This is a genomic window from Catalinimonas alkaloidigena, assembly GCF_029504655.1.
GTDB classification, from domain to species: Bacteria; Bacteroidota; Bacteroidia; order Cytophagales; family Cyclobacteriaceae; genus Catalinimonas; species Catalinimonas alkaloidigena.
This window is the reverse complement of record NZ_JAQFIL010000001.1, coordinates 3,358,589-3,378,972: the sequence shown is the minus strand read 5'-3', so window position 1 is coordinate 3,378,972 and position 20,384 is coordinate 3,358,589. Positions and strand designations below refer to the sequence as shown.

Below are 20,384 nucleotides of genomic sequence, written 5' to 3'. Positions count from 1 at the left end.
ATGTTAGCGGTAACTGGGTGGAGCGCTGCCTTCAAACATCAATTCCAGCGTTTCGGGCATATGAGCATTAATCTCTGAGGCACGGGTCAGTTCCCAGAAGCTCTGTTCCCTGACGGTCAGCGCCTGGGTACTTACAATCCAGCTTTGTGTCCAGCCGGAAAGGGTACCCCAGGCTCCCCAGCCCGCATCGGCATTGGAAGCCCAGTATTCCCAACGGTCAAACTCAAAGGCCCTGAACCAGGCGCCATCCAGATCGTTGTGGGTATTGCTCTTTACCTGTATCCTCGTCAGAAAGTCAGAAAGTTTCGCTACGGCCTGCCGGTACTCAGGATTACCGGTGGCATGAGCAGCTTCATTCAGGCTGAAAAAAGCGAAATTACTGGTATACAGCATATCAGCCACCGGATCCCCATTTTCAAAAATCAGAGGGGCTTCATGGAGGCCGTATTCCTGGTTGGAGGCTGTTCTGCCATACTTACCTTTTCCTGCCCCTAATTCCTCCCTTATGGCACCGCTGGCTACCTGGTTTTCCAGTAGCTTACTAACAATCCTATCCAGCCACTGCCGGTGCAGGGGCGTGTCTTCTACTCTTACCAGCCAGGCGAGGGGCAGTATCATGCGGGCTCTTTCCTGCTGTATGCCGTTGGTCCAGTGCCAGCCTTCAGGATAACGCTCCATCATCTCACCAATGGCGGCCTTTGTTTTGGCGAGCAAAGGTTCATAGCCACTTTTGTCGTACAACCATAAGTAGCAGGCCCACATCCAGGACTCAAAGTGAGGAGCAGGGTTCGTAATGTCTCTTTGCCAGAAATGCTTCCATCCATATTGTTGCAGATCCTTTTCTTCCAGTCGGCTGCCCCTAAATCCCTGCTTTCCTGTGGTCCTGAAATTGGCCAGGATGGCTTCTGCCAATTCCTGATCCCATTCATTCGTATCCATATAGGCTGAGGCACCCATAATACCGAGGATGGTACGGGCATTATCGTCTCCATAAAAGACCCAGGGATGAGTGACCGACCAGCCAATAAGTCCATAAGAAGCACTTCCTTTCTCATCTCTGGCCTCAGCCCGCAGGTTGGAGCCCTCAAAAATATAATTGATCAGCTCCCGGGCATAGGCATGATAGGTAGGATGGTTAAGCAGTTTGCCTGCTGCGGCCAGCGCATATGCGCCTTCCCCCTGTACATCAGCTCGTATCCAGTAGCGGTATTGCTGAGAGCCGTCATGGTAGATTTTGGAGGCATGCCCCTCCAGTAATCCCAGCGAACCATCTCCATTGGGTAAGTTTTGGCTGACCGGCGGTCCGAAAGGAGCTGTGCCGTCTCCCTGGTATTGCAGCCACATTTCTTTCCAGGAGGGATGCACAAAAAAGCGGCCATTGAAGAACCATTCTACCCCTTTGGCAATGCTGTGCTCTTTGGCCTGCTGAGGAAGCTTTTCGTCTTTGCCATACATGGGAGATACTTCTGAAGGCCAGTCTTCATCAGGAATGAGGTTTTTTCCTGTCATCTGTGTGAGTATGGTACGCCAAACCTGCTTCCAGGCTGCATGAGGGGCGAAACGACCTTTCACAAAATTGCTGAGCTGTGTCATAGCTACCCACATCTCCTCCTGTTTAAAGAGCAGCGGATAGGTTTGGATGTCGTCTATTCCATATACGGCCTTGTCCAGCCCTGCGACCTTGCCCAGCACTATCAGTGGGTCACTGACTTTTATCGGAAGTACATGACAATCATTTACCCCAAGAATGGTCATAGGTGGCAGGGAGGAGCCAAATACTTCACTACTTACTATGCCCCGTTCTAGCTGAGTAGCCACCGGCTGCTGAGGAAGTTCGAAGCCAGGCAGTTGTGCAGGGTATTCCAGGTAGATTTTTAGCTTCTTTTCGCGAGCAGTCTGCAGCAGAGCAGGAGTAAGCTCGTTTTTTGTTTCGGGATAGCCATCAGCTATCAGGAAAACTGCAGAACCGGAAGGCGCTGCCGCAATGGCCGTGGCAGGATGGTTGTAGCGAATCATGCTGGCACCTTCCTTTTCAAGTAGCATATAAAGGTCATTGTCGGGACTGCCACAAAATATGAGGGGTAATGTGTCCGCGCCCATTGCGGTTTGTAAAGTAAAGTAGCAGAGCAGGATCAGGAAAAGCCGTTGTATTAGCATAGATAAGAATTTTTACCAACTTAATAATTATTTTAAAAAATAAACAGATATTAATTAAAATATATTATTAACTAATTTATAGTAAGTGAATATTTTTATTTATATAAGGTAAATAGCTTGATGTTGAATTTAAGTTAGAGGACATAATCTGGTCTTTTGAAAAGAATCTGAACTTGACGAAGAAGCCAGCCATACATGCGGAACGTTAAGGGGGAAGTCAGCCAGTGAGCCGAAGGGAGAGGCCTCGAGACTGGTACTATTTAAAAATCTATGAACTGGTACGGGTAGTACATTAAAGCTGTGGCTATCTCATGATCTCAAATGCAGGGCATGAACATAGGAAAGCGCTACCATATAAACAGGAACAGCAAGTTGATGGTTGATAAGAGCAGCTAGCTGCCCCTATAACTATTTAGGATTATCCACTTAATTTACAATCCTGTTTCATGAAATATAAATTAGATTGGGAACATTCAGCCATGTCTCTCAGTTTTTGCTGGAAGACTTTTTTGTTTGTATTTAGCATACTAAATACAAGATAAGCCTAGCTGGAGAGTCTATGCAGTATTATTAAATATATTTAATTATTTTCAATTATACCGTGATCAAAGGATTACTTAACAGGCTGACGTAACCTCCCAATACATAATGAAAACGAAAGGCTCTGAAAATGAAAATGCAAGGATAAAAAACCTTTATTCGTATCACATTCTTGATTCCATAGCTGAAGAAGAGTACGATTTTATCACGCAAATAGCTTCCGAGATATGCGGCATGCCTGTCTCTCTGATTAGTTTGGTTGATCAAAACAGACAATGGTTCAAATCGCATCATGGACTTGACATCTGCCAAAGCCCGAAAGAACACTCATTTTGTGCACATGCTATTGTAAGTAAAGAGGAGATATTCGTCGTACCTGATTCCAGAAAAGACCCACGGTTTAAGGATAATCCTTTAGTAACGGCTGACCCCCATATTGTCTTTTATGTAGGAGTTACGCTAATAAGTTCTGAAGGATTTCCATTAGGGACATTGTGTGTAATTGATCATCAGCCCAGAACAATAAGCAAAAAACAGATCAGTGCACTGAAGGGGTTGGCAAAACAGGTAGTTAAGTTATTTGAACTTAGAAAAAGCCAGCACAGGCTAAATCGGATCGAAGAAAGATATAAAGTACTGGTAGACCACAGCATTGATGGTATTTACCTCTTGGAGGAAGATGGGACCATTCTTGAAGTAAATAACACTGCCTGTGAGATGTTAGGCTTTAGTAAAAAAGAACGTATCAATACGAATATCACGGATTGTGATGTACATAACAACAAGTTAAATTTCATTCAATTCTGGTCTAAATATGATGGTTACCAAACCAAATTATTTGAAACGGTACATAGACACAAGAACGGAACGCTCATACCTTTAGAAATCAATGGTATTTCATTTATCCAGGGTGGGAAAAAGTACATATACTGCATAGGCAGAGATATCAGTAAAAGAAAAGAGACAGAGAAGCGACTGAGAGAAAGTGAAGAGCACTATCGCTTTATGACTGAGTACTCTTCAGAAATGGTTTGTCTGCATGAACCTGATGGTACATATCGCTATGTTTCTCCGGCGGTCAAGAATTTGTTAGGGTATGATCCGGAAGAGCTTGTAGGTACCAATCCATATAGTCTATTTCATCCTGATGATCAGGAAAGAATACGACAAAATAGTCACAGACTAAATTTAGAAGGCAAGGGTTCACGTGATACTGAATATAGGATAAGACGTAAAAATGGCAAGTATATATGGTTTGAAACTACTTCAGATGCTATTACAGACCAGGCAGGAGAAACTAAATACCTTACGACTACATCAAGGGACATTTCTGAAAGAATAAAAGCTGAGCTCGCCCTTAAGGAGAATGAAGAAAAATATCGTTTTCTGGCTGAAAATACATCTGATTTTGTAATTCTGATGAACGCGCAAGGCGCTTTCACTTATATCCCTCCTAATATCGCTGAATTAACAGGCTTTAGTGTAGAAGAGCATTACAAAATGGGGTCCTTTGAAAATATCCTTCCTGAAGACAGAAAAATAGTGGAAGATATTATGCGGGAGATTAATCAGGGAGCGGAAATATCCAGAGATAAGTTTGTTGCCGAGTATAGGATTTATAAGAAATCAGGAGAAGTAATATGGTTACAAACCAGATCCCGAGTGATCAGGAATGATAAACAAGAAATGATTAACATTCTTTCCACTTCTAATGATATTACCCAAAGAAAAGAAGCTGAGCATTCCCTGAAGGAAAGCGAGAAAAAGTTTCGGCAATTATTTGATAACATGAACGAGGCATTTGCCCTTAATAAAATTATTACTGATAAAAATGGAAAACCAAGAGACTACATTTTCACGGAAATTAACCCATATTTTGAAAAAGTATTAGGCCTAAAAAGAGAAGATGTATTGGGTAAAAGGGTGAAGGAACTATTGCCAGACACTGAAGCCTATTGGATAGAAAAATTTGGAAAAGTAGCTTTGGAAGGTAAGCCTATTGAATTCACAGATTATTCTGTTGAATTTGACCGATACTTTGCAACCAAAGCATATTGCCCCAAGTATGGTTATTTTGCTGTAACCTTTACTGACATTACCGATAAGATAAAAACTGAAAAAGCATTAAAAGAAGCTGAACTCAGGTACAGAACATTCATTAATTCAGTGAGTGAAGGAGTATATCGGTTTGACTTTACAATTCCGATGGATATCCGGATGCCAATTGACCAACAAATTAAGCACCTTTACCATAATGCCTATCTGGAGGAGTGCAATGAAGAGTTTCTCAAAGTTTATGGTTTAAAAGAAGAAGATATGTTAGGGATGTCCCTGGCAGACTTTCATGGAGGAGATGACATTCCGGAGAATGTTGCAGCAGTAAAAAAGTTTATCCTTTCAGGTTATAGAGTAGCCCAGGAGGAAACCGTAGAGCCGGATAAAGAAGGTAATCTTCATCATTTCTCAAATAATACAGTAGGTATTATTGATAAAAATAATCGGCTAACCAGGTTCTGGGGTACGCAAACGGATATTACCAAACTGAAAGAATACGAAAAAGAACTGATCAAGGCAAAAGAAATCGCTGAACAGAAAGAAAGGGAGCTTAAAGAGAAAAATGAACGGATTGCACAGCAGAATCAAGTGTATGTCGATACAAATCAGGAACTGTCAGAAAGCAATGCCAAAATAAAGCAGATTAATCAAGAACTGCAGAAGGCCAATCAGGAGTTGGATAATTTTGTCTATCGTGTTTCCCATGATTTACGTTCTCCGGTAGCATCCTGCCTGGCACTGATTGACCTGGCGCTTCAGGAAGAAGATCAAGACCAGATCAGGGAATTCATGAAAATGCAGGAAAAGAGCCTTTCTAAGCAAGATAAATTCATCCATGATATACTGGATTATTCTCGTAACACGCGTAAAAAGGTAGAACCTGATGAAGTTAATCTCCGGCAGTTGATTGATGAAATCATAAGTAGCCTTAGCCATGATTACAGGAATACCCACTGTTCATTTAAACTTTCTGGTGAAGGGAAACTGGTTTGTGATAGCATGCGCCTGCAAATGGTTCTTAATAATTTAATAGCGAATGCATTTAAGTATAGTTTTTTCCAAGAAAAACCCCACGTACAAATCTCTGCCTCAATTAATGATGAAAACACCATCATTACCATCAAGGACAATGGAATAGGAATTCCCGACAAGCATCAAAAGTTGGTTTTCGACATGTTTTATCGTGCTACCAATCGTAGTAATGGCTCTGGTCTTGGACTTTACATTGTAAAAGAAGCACTGGATAAAATGCAGGGTTCAATTGACTTAACCTCAAAAGTAGGAGAGGGGACAAGTATAAGTATACAATTACCAAACCTGGTAAATCTTACCAAATACAAGGTGAATTCTTGATAGTAGAACAACAGATAAAAAATGAAAATCACAAATCATATTTATTCAACCTGTGATTTTCAGAATTAAATCAGCGATTAATGTGAATCCCGCTTTACTTCTGAGCCGGATTTACCTCTCAGGAAATCAAAGTCAGCACCCAGATGTGACTGCTGTACATGGTTGATGTAGAGTTGGGCATAGCCACGGTCATAGCCTAGATTAACCGCTTTCCAATTGGCTTTTCTTTTACCTAGTTCTTCATCAGACACTTCAAGGTGAAGCTTTCTGGCTTCAACGTCTATTTCTATGTAGTCACCATTTTGCACCAAAGCCAAAGTTCCTCCTATGGCTGACTCGGGAGACACATGTAACACCACAGTGCCAAAGGCAGTGCCGCTCATCCGCCCATCTGAAATACGTACTAAATCATCAATTCCTTTTTCCAGGAGTTTTTTAGGTAGTCCCATATTTCCTACTTCCGGCATACCGGGATATCCACGAGGACCTACCTCCTTGAGAACCATAATGCTGTTTTCGTCAATCTCCAGATCCGGATCATCTACGCGGGCATGATAATCTTCTATATCCTCAAAAACTACAGCTTTGCCCCGGTGTTTCATGAGTTTTGGTGTTGCTGCTGAAGGTTTGATCACTGCCCCGTGCTCAGACAGGTTTCCTTTGAGTACTGCTATTCCGGAACGCTCTTTAAGGGGCGTATCCAGGGTAGCGATCACTTCGCGGTCGTAGCAGGGCGCTTCTTTGGTATTTTCTCCTATGGTCTTGCCATTTACCGTTAGGGCATCTTTATGAATAAGATCACCCAACTCTTTAATAATTGCAGGTAAACCGCCCGCATAATAGAAGTCCTCCATCAGGTATTTTCCCGAGGGCATCAGATTGAGCAGGAGAGGTACATCATGGCCCAATTTATCAAAATCATCTAAATTAAGATCTACACCCACCCGTCCAGCGATTGCCAGCAAGTGCACGATGGCATTGGTGGAGCCTCCGATGGCAGCGTTGGTAACTATGGCATTCTCAAAAGCTTTGCGTGTCAGAATATCAGAAATTTTTACATCTTCCTTAACCATTTCTACAATACGGCTACCTGCCATATGTGCCAGTACTTTACGACGGGCATCCACGGCGGGGATCGCAGCATTATTGGGCATGCCCATCCCCAGCGCCTCTACCATAGAAGCCATGGTGGAGGCGGTTCCCATCGTCATGCAGTGGCCCCGGCTGCGCGACATACAGCTCTCGGCATAGTAATATTCTTCCTGGGTAATTCTTCCCGCCCTTACATCGTCGGTAAAGCGCCAGACGGATGTACCCGAACCAATATCCTGTCCTTTGTACTTACCATTAAGCATAGGGCCTCCGGAGATCACAATAGAAGGAAGGTCCACGCTGGCAGCTCCCATCAGAATAGAGGGGGTAGTTTTATCACATCCCGCCAGGAGGATTACGCCATCCATCGGGTTGCCCCGGATTGATTCTTCCGCATCCATGCTGGCAAGATTACGAAATAACATCGCGGTTGGCTTAAGAAGTGTTTCCCCCAAAGACATCACCGGAAACTCGAATGGATAGCCTCCGGCTTCAAATACACCTCTCTTTACATGTTCGGCAATTTCTCTGAAGTGGGCATTACAGGGAGTATATTCAGACCAGGTGTTGCAGATACCGATGACCGGCCTGCCATCAAAAGCATGATCAGGAAGGCCCTGATTTCGCATCCAGCTGCGGTAGATAAATCCCATTTTGTCGGTTTTGCCAAACCATTCCTGACTTCTTAGCTTTTTCTTATTTTCAGACATGTCTAAAAAATAGTTCTAGGTTTTTATTTGTATAATATTGTTGGAGTACAAACTAAACTTTTCGTCACAATTATGATAATTTGGGCGGAGGTTTTTAAATTACAATTATATTTTTTTCGCTAAGCAACCTAAACACATGAAAATTTATCACAGCCAATCAGGAATATTTATTGAACATGAAGGTAAATATTACCAAAATGAAAATAAGTCATTTGATGCGCTGATCAACCGTGATCATTTGTATCAGCAGCTTACCGACGAACTTAAAGATTACAAGCCCATTGAGGATGCCAGTAAAATTCTGGATGAAACTTTGCTGCCTCCGGTAGGCACACAAGAGTTATGGGGAGCAGGCGTAACCTACTATCGCAGCCGTGACGCCAGGATGGAAGAGTCAAAAGATGCCGGAGGCGGCGATTTTTACGATAGGGTATACGATGCCGAACGTCCTGAGCTATTTTTTAAAGCACCCCATTATCGTATTGTAGGAAACCGTGATCATGTACGTATCCGTAGAGATTCTAGTTGGGATGTTCCGGAGCCGGAGATGACATTATTCTGTGCTTCTAGTGGTCAGATTCAGGGCTATACCATGGGTAACGATATGAGCTCCAGGAGTATTGAAGGGGAGAATCCGCTCTACTTGCCACAAGCCAAAAGTTATACCGGCAGTGCTGCTCTGGGCCCCTGTTTATATGTACCCAGCGAGCCTATACCCAATGAAACAGCAATTAGCCTAGAAATCTTTAGGGAAGGTGAAATTGTTTTTAAAGATAATACCGCCCTGGATCAGATCAAGAGAAAGTTTACGGAACTGGTTGAGTTTCTGTTCAGGGAGTGTGACTTTCCCCAAGGTGTATTTCTGATGACGGGAACGGGCATCATTCCTTCCAATGATTTTACGCTGGCCTCAGGTGATGAAATCCGTATTACATCTCAACCGATTGGCACACTGACGAACTTTGTACAATAATTTTTTTATCAAACTAAAATTTAGCTATGCAACTAAATGGCAAGCATATCATTGCTGGAAATTTTTCAAAAGAAGGATCTGATGGTTTTCAGGGCGTAAATCCTGTTAATGGCGAATCTCTGGCCGTTGATTTTTGTGAAGCGACACACGAAGAAATTGAACGTGCGATACAGCAGGCGGAGGTGGCTTTTCAACATTACCGCAAAGCTTCAGGGAAGAAGAAAGCAGCGTTTCTGGATAAAATTGGAGAAGAAATCATGGCTTTGGGTGATGATTTACTGCAAAGGTGTGAGCAGGAGACAGGCCTGCCCCAAGGCCGGCTTCAGGGTGAGCGTGCACGAACTGTCAACCAACTGAAAATGTTTGCTGAGCTTCTTCGCGAAGGTTCCTGGGTTGACGCACGCATTGATACAGCAATTCCAGACCGTCAGCCTCTCCCCAAGCCCGATCTCCGCATGATGCAGATCGCCCTGGGGCCGGTAGGCATATTTGGGGCGAGTAATTTTCCCCTGGCGTTCTCTGTGGCCGGAGGTGATACAGCTTCCGCATTGGCAGCAGGCTGTAGTATAGTAGTGAAAGCCCACCCTGCTCATCCTGGTACATCTGAGATGGTGGGCAGGGCGATCATGCAGGCAGCTAAGGCATGTAATTTACCTAAAGGAGTATTCTCTATGGTACAAGGCCGCACGCCCTATGTGGGAATGGCTATCGTAAACCATCCGCTCATCAAAGCAGTAGGCTTTACAGGTTCTTTCAATGGAGGAAAGGCACTGTTTGACGCCGCAGCCAAACGTGAAGAGCCCATTCCTGTGTATGCTGAAATGGGAAGTACAAATCCGGTTTTTGTGCTACCCGGTGCATTAAAAGAGAAATCCGAACAGATCGCTCAGGGATTGGTAAACTCTGTGACTTTGGGAGTGGGGCAGTTTTGTACTAATCCTGGTGTTGTAATCTCTTTGAAATCTAAGCAAAGCGAAGAATTTGCCACCCGAAGTGGAGAGCTATTGCAAGAAATTAATACCGGTGCCATGTTGACAGACAAAATTAAAGATGGATACGAGGATCGGATCAGCAAATTCACTGCTATTGATGGGGTGAAGATATTGGGCAAGAGCAAAGCCGCAGTAGTCAGTGCTCCGGCCGTGGGGCATGTTTTTCAGACAGATGCAAATACATTTATGAAAAATCCTGATCTTTCTGAAGAAGTGTTCGGGCCATCTACCATACATGTAAGTGCGGGTACTAAGAGTGAACTCATGAAACTCGCAGTTAGCCTGGAAGGACATCTTACGGCTACATTGCAAGCTACTGAAGAAGATCTGGAAGAATATCAGGATCTGGTGGAGATATTGGAACGTAAAGTGGGCCGTTTAATTGTGAATGGCTTCCCGACAGGTGTGGAAGTATGTCATTCTATGGTACATGGTGGACCTTTTCCCGCAACTACCGATTCAAAAACTACTTCAGTGGGTACAGCGGCTATAAACCGTTTCAGTCGCCCAGTAAGCTATCAGGGCTTTCCGCAATTTCTTCTGCCGGATGAACTCAAAGATGATAATCCACTGGGCATCTGGCGTCTCCTGAATGGCAACAGGACCCAGGAAAGTATCTGACTTCAGGATTAATAAGAATGATGGCGCGCCTGTTTCCCCGGGCAGCTATCATTCTTATTAAAATTGTAATTTATAGGTATGTATTATTATATTTTCACTTTTTAAGGCTAATCATTAAGTATTATTCAATCCCTTGATAAATTTTTTAAAAAATACTTAATTAAGTTCTTCTTTTTTTTTAACTTATTCTTGTCTTGAAATTCTTGAAATCTATATTTCCTGTTTCATTATGATCAATGGTTAACAGTTCATTGAAGCTTTTTAGATCATTCAGGATGATCAGATTTTAGGCTTTTCTCGGTTTAATATTATCAAAATTGTGAGAAATGAGGGTTCTGATCATAATATGCATAATTGCTTTCAATGCCTTATCGGGTTTTGCTTCTTCTCTATTTATCCCCATGGACCACAGGCAGGCCAATCATCTTAAGGCATACGGGATCATTTACTGGACATTAAGTAAAGAACTTCCGGTAGACTGGTTACTCAACTACAGGGGAGGAAGCTTTTTGTGTCCTTATGATCAGCTAGTAGAGAATGAATTGGTAGTAAGGGGAATAAGCTATGAAGTGATTTCTGATGCTGAAGCTAATCAAATTACCAATACCATTGCCAGTCCTTCTTCTAATCAGGACCTTATGCGATTGGAGCAATATCCTAAAATAGCGGTTTATTCTCCCAAGACAGCCAATCCCTGGGACGATGCTGTGATGCTGGCGCTTGACTATGCTGAAATACCTTATGAGATCGTGTTTGATGACGAAGTACTGATGGGTGAACTTCCTAAGTATGATTGGCTTCACCTGCATCACGAAGATTTTACAGGGCAGTACAGTAAATTTTATGTCGCTTTTCATATGTACAGCTGGTATCAGGAGAAACAAAAGGAATATGAAGAAACTGCCAGAAAACATGGGTTTACAAAAGTCTCTGAAATGAAAATGGCGGTAGCAAAAAAAATCAGTGAATTTGTATCGGGAGGAGGCTTTATGTTTGCCATGTGTCTGGCTACAGATACATACGACATTACACTTGCGGCAGATGGCCTTGATATCGTGGGTGAAGTATATGATGGTGATGGCATTGATCCTAAGGCTCAGGAGAAACTTGATTACAGTAAAACCTTTGCCTTCCAGGACTTTACCATTGTGAAAAGCCCATGGGAAATTGAGTTTTCGGATATAGATATCAATATCAGCCAGCGGAGTGTTGGCCAGGAAAATGACTATTTCCAGCTTTTTGAGTTTTCCGCCAAATGGGATCCCATCCCTACCATGCTTACGCAAAACCACGAGCGGAACATTAAAGGCTTTCTGGGAGCGACCACCGCCTTCCGTAAGAGTTTTATTCGCTCTGAAGCCGTTATTATGGGAGAAAATAAAGTTGATCAGGAAGTAAAATACCTTCACGGAGTTTTCGGCAAGGGATTCTGGACGTTCTATGGCGGACATGATCCGGAAGACTATCAGCATAATATTGGTGAGCCCCCCCACCGATCTCAATCTTTATCCCAATTCTCCAGGCTATCGCCTGATACTCAACAATGTATTGTTTCCGGCAGCAAAAAAGAAGAAGCAGAAAACATGAGGATAAGTACTATAGCATAGCTATTAAGGAGTTGCCTAATTCATAAGCCCACACTTTCATCCTGGTTCACAATATACAATTTTGATGTATAGCGATCATTTACGTTGATGGGTTTACAGGTTAAACGCATTAAAAGTACAAGAATAACATGTAAAGCGTAGCTTTGCCGGATGAATTGGCAAAAGTTTTTTGATAGTGTGCCTGATTTCAGGATAAATCGGCGTAAGAAGCACCAATTGGTGGATATTTTAGTGATAGCCTTATGTGCTATTGTAAGCGGGGCTGACGATTTTGAAGAGATTGAGGCTTATGGGAAACGTAAGGAGTCATTCTTAAAGGGGTTTTTAGATTTACCCAATGGTATTCCATCTCATGACACTTTTAATCGGGTGTTCAAATACATGGACAAAAATGCCTTTGGTGAATGTTTGTATAGTTGGTCTAAAGAATTGTTGAGGTTTATTTACAGTCATATCACCCAAATAAATGTGGATGGTAAAGTGCTCCGAGGTACGGCCAAGGCAGGGTTCAAGAAAAGTGGCATCTGTATTATTAGTGCTTGGGTGGCTGAACAGCATCTGGTTCTAGGACAAGAGAAGGTAGATACTAAAAGTAATGAAAAAATGGCTATTCCCGAACTGTTGAAGTCCTTAGCTCTGGAAGGCTGTTTAGTGAGTAGTGATGCGGCAGGCTGTCAAGTAAAGAATGCCGACCTGATTGTTGAAAAGGGTGGAGATTATTTGATAGCCATCAAAAAAGATCATAAGCATATTTATGAGCAGATCACAGATTGGATGGATAGAAGAAAGATATATTTGCCAGTGGATGAGTGGGTAGATTTTGGCAGTGGCAGGATAGAGCGCAGAAACTGCTATGTTGAATCTAACCTTAAATTACTTGATGACTTGTCAGCATGGAAGCACCTAAAGTCAATCGTAATGATAGAAGCCCACAGAGAAAAAAATGGCAAAACGACCTTAGAGAAACGTTTCTATTTGAGTAGCCTGAAAGCCTCTACTAAAGAGTTTAACCAATTAGTCAGAAATCACTGGAGTATCGAAAACCAGCTTCATTGGAAGTTAGATGTTATCTTCCGAGAGGACAGTAGCAGAACTAAATCGGGGAATGCGGCCGAAAATTTGACTACCGCCCGTAAGCTAGCCTTGCAACTTCTCCATCAGATCAAAGATAAAGAAAGTATTAAGAACAGAAGGAAAATAGCAGGGTGGGATGACCATTACCTAATTCGAATCCTCCAGAGATTAAATCAAAATTAAATGCGTTTAACCTGATGGGTTTAAAAAAATCATAACAATTCAAAGTAAGTGCTCAGCAATACATTGTAAAATGAATTAAATCGTGCTACATTTTACAAAAAATGTATTGTCCGATAGATGATTCAATTAAAACGACCTTCAACAAAGCTCTTTTTTCTCATTATCATTATCTGTGTTTTTTGTCTTGCCTGTCAATACCATCATACACCCTATCAAAATTGGGAAGTTTATCGTGGTGATCATGAAAGCAGTAGCTATTCCTCGCTTGAACAGATCAATCAGAAAAATGTAAACCAACTGCAACCCGCCTGGACCTTTAGTCCGAAAGACGCACCGGAGGGAACAAGGTTTGGCAAGTATGAATGTAATCCCATTGTGGTCGGAGGGCTCATGTACGCTACCTCAGTCCGCCATTATGTCTATGCAATTGATGCAGTCTCCGGAGAGAAAGTCTGGACTTTTGATCCCTTTGATGGCGAACGGGGCGGGGGGCTGAAACGGGGAGTTACTTACTGGGAAGATGGAGAGGATAAACGTATATTGTTCACCGCGGGTAACGAGCTTTTTGCGCTTGATGCGCTCAGTGGAAAACTTATTACAAGTTTCGGTGATGAGGGTAGGGTCAATCTTAACTTTGAAGAGCATCGTGGAGAAGAGGCCTGGGTGGTTCCCACTTCTCCGGGCATTATCTACGAAGATCTTATCATTTTAGGTTCTGAAGTGTCTGAAGTATATGGTGCGGCTCCCGGGCATATCAGGGCTTACAATATGCGGCATGGTAAGCTGGAATGGACCTTTCATACAATCCCACAGCCGGGAGAGACAGGGTATGATACCTGGCCGGAAGATGCATGGACCTATACCGGAGGCGCCAATAACTGGGGCGGCATGAGCCTGGATCAGGAAAGAGGAATGGTGTTCGTTCCACTGGGATCGCCTACTTATGATTTTTATGGGGCTAATCGGAAAGGTAAGAACCTCTTTGGTAACTGCATAGTAGCACTTAAAGCTGAAACAGGTGATTTGGTCTGGTACTTTCAGACGGTACACCATGACCTCTGGGATTATGACCTGCCCGCTCCCCCTAACCTTGTGAGCATTACACGGGATGGTAAAAAAATTGATGCACTTGCTCAGACTACCAAGACCGGTTTTCTGTTTGTGCTGGACCGTGAAACAGGTGAACCCCTGTTTCCGGTAGAAGAAAGACCGGTCCCTCCTTCATATGTAGCTGGTGAAGAAGCCTGGCCAACCCAACCTTTTCCGCTGAAACCCGCACCCTATGCGAAGCAAGAATTATCAGCGAACGATCTGGCGAATTTCTCAGCGGAAATGCATGATAGTCTGACGACTATGTTTGAGCATTATCGTTTTGAAGGCATCTATACGCCACCCGATCCACAGGGAACATTACTGATGCCGGGTACACGTGGGGGCTCAGAATGGGGAGGTGCTGCTTATGATCCTAGCACATCAATTTTGTATGTCAATAGCAATGAATCTCCTGAGATTGCAAAAGTTCAGGATGTTGGCCAGAATCCAGAAAGTCAAAACCAGACAGTTTATGAAACTGGTCAAAGTCTCTATCAGAATTATTGTACAAGCTGTCATGGAGAAAACCGGCAGGGAAAAACCCCTGGTACTCCATCTTTGCTAGGACTCAAAGAAAGAATGGGCAGAGAAGAAGTAATTAGTAAGATTAAGTTAGGCAGTGGTAGAATGCCTGCTTTCGGAGAACTCATCAAAGGTAGAGAAGAAGAAATCATCGCTTTTTTATTTGACATACAAAAAGATAAAAAGATAGAAGCGATAGTGGAAGACCATGATTCAACTGCCAATTATATGAACGTAACCGCATATAGCTATTTTAAAGCTCCTGATGGTAGTCCGGCGATCAAACCACCCTGGGGTACCCTCAATGCCATTGACCTTAATAGCGGAGAATATGTATGGAAAATTCCTCTGGGAAACTTTCCTGAATGGCAGAGAGAAGGTGAACCACCCACGGGTACCGATAACTGGGGTGGGGCAGTGGTAACGGCAGGAGGACTGGTTTTTATTGCCGCTACGCGCGATAATAAATTCCGGGCTTTCAACAAAGAGAATGGGGAGCTACTCTGGGAATATACTTTGCCCGGAGGGGGCTATGCCACACCGGCAACTTATATGCTGGATGGAAAACAATACATTGCTCTTTCAGTAACGGGCGGCAGAGAAGAACCCAGCGGTTACATTCTCGCCTTTGCGCTTCCCGACTGATCAGTTCAGTAAAAAAGCTAACAGAAGCTCTAAAAAAATTGATTGAGTGCCAATTACAGGCAGTTTTTCTAATTTAGAATCTGTATTTTAAGCAAGTCAAGAACTAACCTATTCATTAAAAGCTAATACACTCAACCTATGAAAAAAAATCGCAGAAGATTTTTAAGAATTAGCGGTTTAGCCGGCTTAGCCGGAGGTACCCTACTAAATAGTTTTGCTTCACCCCCTGGAAAACAAGATATGTCATCCTCTATTCCCATAAATATTAACCCTGAACATTCAAGCAAACAATCAAAAGCAGAGGAAGGGGATGTCAGTCTTATTGGCTTATATGGCCCCTGGGCCGCCTCACTTCAACAAAATAATTTGCCCGCTTTTTCATTCAGAAGAAAAGAGTGGTCTGAGCTGAAAACGTGGCATAAGTCTGCCAAAGCAAGGTTTACAGAACGTTTGGCGATGCCAGATCTGGGAGGACTTCCAGAAGTAAAAGTTAGCAAGACATATTCTTACGACGGTTTACAGATAGAAGAGTTAAGCTGGCAGTTGCCTTATGGAAGGCCAACTGAGGCAATACTACTTAAACCTCAGGATGCAAAAGGCCCCTTGCCCGCAATTCTGGCACTACATGACCATGGGGGGAATAAGTATTTTGGTAAAAGAAAAATTACCCGAACCTCTGATCAGCAGCATCCCCTGATGGAGGATCATCAGCAGCATTATTACGAAAATTTAGCCTGGGCAAATGAAATCGCCAAAAGGGGATATGTGGTATTGGTACCGGATGCTTTTCCATTTGCCAGCCGCAGGGTGATGATGCAGGATGTGCCTGAGCATTTAAGAAAAGGACTAGATGACACAACCCCTGAAAAGCCTGATCATATTGAAGCCTATAATCGCTGGGCAGGTGAACATGAACATATCATGGCCAAATCTTTATTTAGTGCAGGTACAACCTGGCCTGCCGTCTTTCTGGCAGAAGATCTGAAGGCTCTAGATATATTATGTGCACGTGATGATGTAGATGAGCAGCAGGTTGGCTGTGGTGGTCTTTCAGGAGGCGGCATGCGCACCGTATTTTTAGGAGGCTTTGATCCCAGAATCAAATGCGCGGTATGTGTGGGTTTTATGACGACCTGGAATGATTTTGTACTGAACAAATCTTATACCCATACCTGGATGACCTACGTACCCCTGCTGCCTAACGAACTGGAGTTTCCCGAGATTTTGGGGCTACGTGTTCCTCTTCCGACCCTGGTATTGAATGATGAGGATGATCAACTCTATACCCTCCCCGAGATGAAAAAAGCAGACAAGATATTAAAGGATGTATATGAAAAAGCAGATGCTGCCGATCATTATCAATGTTCTTATTATCCCGGACTTCATAAGTTTGACGCTAAAATGCAGGAAGAGGCATTTGATTGGTTTGACCGTTGGCTAAAAAATTAAACCCATTGCTTTTTATCATTCTGATCATACTATAGCCTAGAAACTACTACTACAACCTTAACCTAAACTTCAGTATGAAATCCATCATTAAGGTGTTTTACCTTGGTCTGTTGATCTCAGTACCACTATTTCAAAGCTGTTCACCTACTAGCGAAGCTGTCCAGGGAAATGAAAAAACTGAATCTGAATTCTATTCGCTAAATGATTTTCAATCTGTAAAGAAGATAGATGCCCATGTGCACATTAGCATGGATAGCGATACGGCAATTCTCTCTCAGGCAGCTGAGGACAATTTTCGTTTGTTAACCGTAAATTATTACGCTGCTTCAGGGATACCTATTGAAGAACAACAAGCCTTTGCGGTACAGCAGGTCAACGCATTTCCTGAGCGCATTGCCTGGGCTACCACTTTTTCATTAGAAAACTTCAATGAAGACGGCTGGCATGATGAGGTGATTTCATATCTGCAAGACTCTTTCGCCAAGGGGGCTATAGCTGTGAAGGTGTGGAAGAATATTGGTTTCTTTCTGAAGGACAAAAATGGAGAACTGGTGATGATTGACAATCCTCGTTTTGATCCTATACTGGATTTTCTGGCGGATAATAACATTCCGTTAATCGGGCATTTGGGAGAACACCGAAATTCCTGGTTGCCCCTGGAAGAAATGACAGTGAAAGGCAACAGAGATTATGCGGCCGCCCATCCTGATGAACATATGTACTTACACCCTGAGCGACCCTCATATGAAGATTATATTGCGGTAAGAGACCATATGCTGGAAAAGCATCCTGATTTACATTTTATCGGTGCCCATCTGGGTAGTCTGGAATGGAGTGTAGATGAGTTGGCAAAACGCCTGGATAAATTTCCAAATATGGCGGTAGATATGGCAGAAAGAATTTCCCATGTTCAGTATCAAACCTTAACAGAATGGCAAAAAGTAAGAGACTTCTTTATCAAATACCAGGACCGGCTGATCTATGCTACTGATCTGAGAAGTACTGCCATGGATATCGTTAATAATGGAATTACAGATCCTGAAGGGATAAAAAAGCATGCGCATACCGTCTGGCTCAGGCATTGGAAGTTCTTCACCACGGATGAAAAGATGCGGGTGCCCAAAGTTGATGGTGAATTCAAAGGCTTAAAATTACCGCGTGAGGTGGTGGATAAAATATACTATCATAATGCGGTAAAATGGTTTCCTGAAATCCTCAATGAATAGGCTGCTCGAAAAAATCCATCATGAAAAAGAAAACTGTCTGCTACTCACTAATGTATGTCAGAAAAAATGAAGCATAAAATCCTGTTGGCTCTGAGTGCAATAGGGCCGGGCTTATTTTTGATAGGCTATAACATTGGGACCGGGAGCGTTACTACCATGGCCAAGGCAGGTGCAGAGTATGGCATGACCTTATTCTGGGCACTCATCCTTTCCTGTCTGTTTACTTATATCTTAATGGTAGCCTATGGTCAACTTACCTTGGTATCAGGAAAAACTGCGCTTTTTAATATCAAAACAGAGATTAAGGGTGGGAAACTGCTGGCACTCTACATCATGACGACTTTAATTATCGGAGAAATGCTGGCATTGATAGGCATCATGGGAATAGTGGCTGAACTGGTGCAGGAAGGAATAAGGTTACTTACCAATGGCTTTTTACTGGATACCAGCTGGATAATAATGATCTTTGTGTTGCTGTTATACCTCTTACTCTGGTTTGGGAGATATAAGATTTTTGAAAGAATACTGACCATATTCGTCATCCTGATGGCGCTCTGTTTCATGATGGTTTTTTTTATGGTAAAGCCCTCTTTTCCCTCAATCCTTGCCGGCATAGTTCCCGGCATACCTGATACTCCCGGAGCTTTTGGCCTGGTGGCAGCCATGGCAGGAACCACCTGCTCAGCGGCTGTTTTTATTATGCGCAGTACAGTAGTGGCTGAGAAAGGCTGGACCATCCAACATTTGAAAAGCGAGAAAAGAGATGCATTCGTTTCTGCTTTAATGATGCTATTCCTAAGTGGTATTATCATGGCTGTGTCAGCAGGAACTTTACACCTGATGGGACTCAAACTGGATAACACACTTGAGATGATCAGTCTCTTTGAGCCTCTGGGTGGAAAATTGGCTGCTTTTCTGCTGATTCTGGGCATTGTAGGTGCCGGGCTTTCCACTGTCTTTCCCATTGTACTGATAGCTCCCTGGCTGATTTCAGACTTTAGCGGCAGGCCGAGAAATATCCGTTCCCCTATGTTCAGAATATTGATACTACTGGGTTTGCTATTTGCGTTCGGTTCAATTTTTATGGATCAGAGTCCTCCTCTTTTACTTATATTTTCTCAGGCTTTTCAGGCAGCGATTTTACCGGCAGTAGCCATTCCTGTTTTTATTTTATTGAATAAAAAAAATGTTATGGTCCAAAACCTCGCTTCGCATAAGATGAATCTTGGGCTCGCTGCTGTCATCATTTTTGCCTTTATCACTACTTATTTCGCTATTATTGACTTTTTCTAAATACACTACTATACGAATATGATCAAAATTGAAATTTCTACGACTAAAAACGAATTAGGAAAGAAGGCAGCCCTTAATGCTGCTCAGAAAATTGAGTATGCCATTCAGAAAAAGGGGAATGCCAATATCATTTTGGCTACCGGCGCAAGTCAGTTTGATACTTTACATCATCTGGTTGAAAACACTGAAATAGACTGGTCAAAAGTTGTCATGTTTCATCTAGATGAATATGCTGGCATGGAGGAAAATCATCCTGCCAGTTTCAGGAGGTATTTACGAGAGCGTTTTGTAGACAAAGTTCCTGCCCTGGAAGCAGTTTATTTTATAGATGGAGACAGAGAAGACTTAACGGAAGAGTGCAGAAGACTGAATACTATTATCAATCAGCATCCTATAGATGTGGCATTGGTAGGTATCGGAGAAAACGCGCACCTTGCTTTTAATGATCCTCCTGCGAATTTTGAAGAGAAAGAACCTTACATCATTGTAGACCTGGATGAAGCTTGCCGCAGGCAACAGATGGGCGAAGGCTGGTTTGCCAGTCTGGAAGATGTGCCCAAAAAAGCAATAAGCATGTCGGTAATGCAGATTATGAAATCCAAAAGCATTATCTGTTCCGTGCCTGACCAGCGAAAAGCAGTGGCGGTCAGTAACTGCCTGGAAAAAGAAGTATCCAATATGTACCCTGCTTCAATTTTACAGAAGCATTCTGATTGTACATTATACCTGGACACTGCATCCGCTTCATTGCTTTCAAGCAGTCAAAAATAGACTATGAACACAACCTATCAGAAATAATA

General features: G+C 42.9%; 11 protein-coding genes and 1 pseudogene. 10 read left to right on the top strand and 2 right to left on the bottom strand.

What is annotated here, in order from left to right; genetic code table 11:
- Positions 1–3: 3 nt before the first annotated feature.
- Entirely contained in the window at positions 4–2,157 is a 2,154-nt protein-coding gene (locus tag OKW21_RS13785) for a hypothetical protein (protein ID WP_277480152.1), read from the bottom strand.
- Positions 2,158–2,805: 648 nt separating this feature from the next.
- Here OKW21_RS13785 and OKW21_RS13780 point away from each other — a divergent pair.
- Positions 2,806–6,105 (top strand): PAS domain S-box protein, encoded by a 3,300-nt coding sequence (locus tag OKW21_RS13780; protein WP_277480151.1) that lies wholly within the window; start codon positions 2,806–2,808, stop codon positions 6,103–6,105.
- 77 nt (positions 6,106–6,182) lie between these two features.
- Here OKW21_RS13780 and OKW21_RS13775 read toward each other — a convergent pair whose 3' ends face one another.
- Positions 6,183–7,907 carry an IlvD/Edd family dehydratase gene (locus tag OKW21_RS13775; RefSeq protein ID WP_277480150.1) on the bottom strand — a complete coding sequence of 575 codons (1,725 nt, stop codon included), beginning with the start codon at positions 7,905–7,907 and terminating at the stop codon, positions 6,183–6,185.
- Positions 7,908–8,043: 136 nt separating this feature from the next.
- Here OKW21_RS13775 and OKW21_RS13770 point away from each other — a divergent pair, with 136 nt between their 5' ends.
- The 9 genes and pseudogenes from OKW21_RS13770 (at position 8,044) to OKW21_RS13730 (ending at position 20,355) form a co-directional block, all read left to right on the top strand.
- A complete protein-coding gene (locus tag OKW21_RS13770; protein WP_277480148.1) occupies positions 8,044–8,880 on the top strand; it encodes a fumarylacetoacetate hydrolase family protein in 837 nt (278 codons plus the stop codon).
- Positions 8,881–8,906: 26 nt separating this feature from the next.
- On the top strand, positions 8,907–10,493 hold the full coding sequence (locus OKW21_RS13765) for an aldehyde dehydrogenase (NADP(+)) (protein ID WP_277480147.1): 1,587 nt from the start codon (positions 8,907–8,909) through the stop codon (positions 10,491–10,493).
- A 326-nt stretch (positions 10,494–10,819) separates the two neighbouring features.
- A pseudogene (locus OKW21_RS13760) lies at positions 10,820–12,080 on the top strand (asparagine synthetase B).
- A gap of 170 nt (positions 12,081–12,250) precedes the next feature.
- Positions 12,251–13,357: an ISAs1 family transposase gene (locus tag OKW21_RS13755; RefSeq protein WP_277478228.1), complete on the top strand. Its 1,107-nt coding sequence runs from the start codon at positions 12,251–12,253 to the stop codon at positions 13,355–13,357.
- Between the two features lie 117 nt (positions 13,358–13,474).
- Positions 13,475–15,616: an outer membrane protein assembly factor BamB family protein gene (locus tag OKW21_RS13750; RefSeq protein WP_277480146.1), complete on the top strand. Its 2,142-nt coding sequence runs from the start codon at positions 13,475–13,477 to the stop codon at positions 15,614–15,616.
- A gap of 138 nt (positions 15,617–15,754) precedes the next feature.
- A complete protein-coding gene (locus OKW21_RS13745) occupies positions 15,755–17,065 on the top strand; it encodes an alpha/beta hydrolase family protein (protein ID WP_277480145.1) in 1,311 nt (436 codons plus the stop codon).
- Between the two features lie 74 nt (positions 17,066–17,139).
- Positions 17,140–18,291 carry an amidohydrolase family protein gene (locus OKW21_RS13740; RefSeq protein WP_277480144.1) on the top strand — a complete coding sequence of 384 codons (1,152 nt, stop codon included), beginning with the start codon at positions 17,140–17,142 and terminating at the stop codon, positions 18,289–18,291.
- 66 nt (positions 18,292–18,357) lie between these two features.
- Positions 18,358–19,584: an Nramp family divalent metal transporter gene (locus OKW21_RS13735; protein WP_277480143.1), complete on the top strand. Its 1,227-nt coding sequence runs from the start codon at positions 18,358–18,360 to the stop codon at positions 19,582–19,584.
- A gap of 18 nt (positions 19,585–19,602) precedes the next feature.
- Positions 19,603–20,355: a glucosamine-6-phosphate deaminase gene (locus OKW21_RS13730; RefSeq protein WP_338130050.1), complete on the top strand. Its 753-nt coding sequence runs from the start codon at positions 19,603–19,605 to the stop codon at positions 20,353–20,355.
- Positions 20,356–20,384: the final 29 nt, after the last annotated feature.

Bases quoted from the DNA above. Each gene is read 5' to 3' on its own strand.
- OKW21_RS13775 (WP_277480150.1), bottom strand. From the start codon at position 7,907: ATGTCTGAAAATAAGAAAAAGCTAAGAAGTCAGGAATGGTTTGGCAAA.
- OKW21_RS13770 (WP_277480148.1), top strand. From the start codon at position 8,044: ATGAAAATTTATCACAGCCAATCAGGAATATTTATTGAACATGAAGGT.
- OKW21_RS13765 (WP_277480147.1), top strand. From the start codon at position 8,907: ATGCAACTAAATGGCAAGCATATCATTGCTGGAAATTTTTCAAAAGAA.
- OKW21_RS13730 (WP_338130050.1), top strand. From the start codon at position 19,603: ATGATCAAAATTGAAATTTCTACGACTAAAAACGAATTAGGAAAGAAG.
- OKW21_RS13740 (WP_277480144.1), top strand. From the start codon at position 17,140: ATGAAATCCATCATTAAGGTGTTTTACCTTGGTCTGTTGATCTCAGTA.
- OKW21_RS13780 (WP_277480151.1), top strand. From the start codon at position 2,806: ATGAAAACGAAAGGCTCTGAAAATGAAAATGCAAGGATAAAAAACCTT.
- OKW21_RS13745 (WP_277480145.1), top strand. From the start codon at position 15,755: ATGAAAAAAAATCGCAGAAGATTTTTAAGAATTAGCGGTTTAGCCGGC.
- OKW21_RS13785 (WP_277480152.1), bottom strand. From the start codon at position 2,157: ATGCTAATACAACGGCTTTTCCTGATCCTGCTCTGCTACTTTACTTTA.
- OKW21_RS13735 (WP_277480143.1), top strand. From the start codon at position 18,358: ATGAAGCATAAAATCCTGTTGGCTCTGAGTGCAATAGGGCCGGGCTTA.
- OKW21_RS13755 (WP_277478228.1), top strand. From the start codon at position 12,251: ATGAATTGGCAAAAGTTTTTTGATAGTGTGCCTGATTTCAGGATAAAT.
- OKW21_RS13750 (WP_277480146.1), top strand. From the start codon at position 13,475: ATGATTCAATTAAAACGACCTTCAACAAAGCTCTTTTTTCTCATTATC.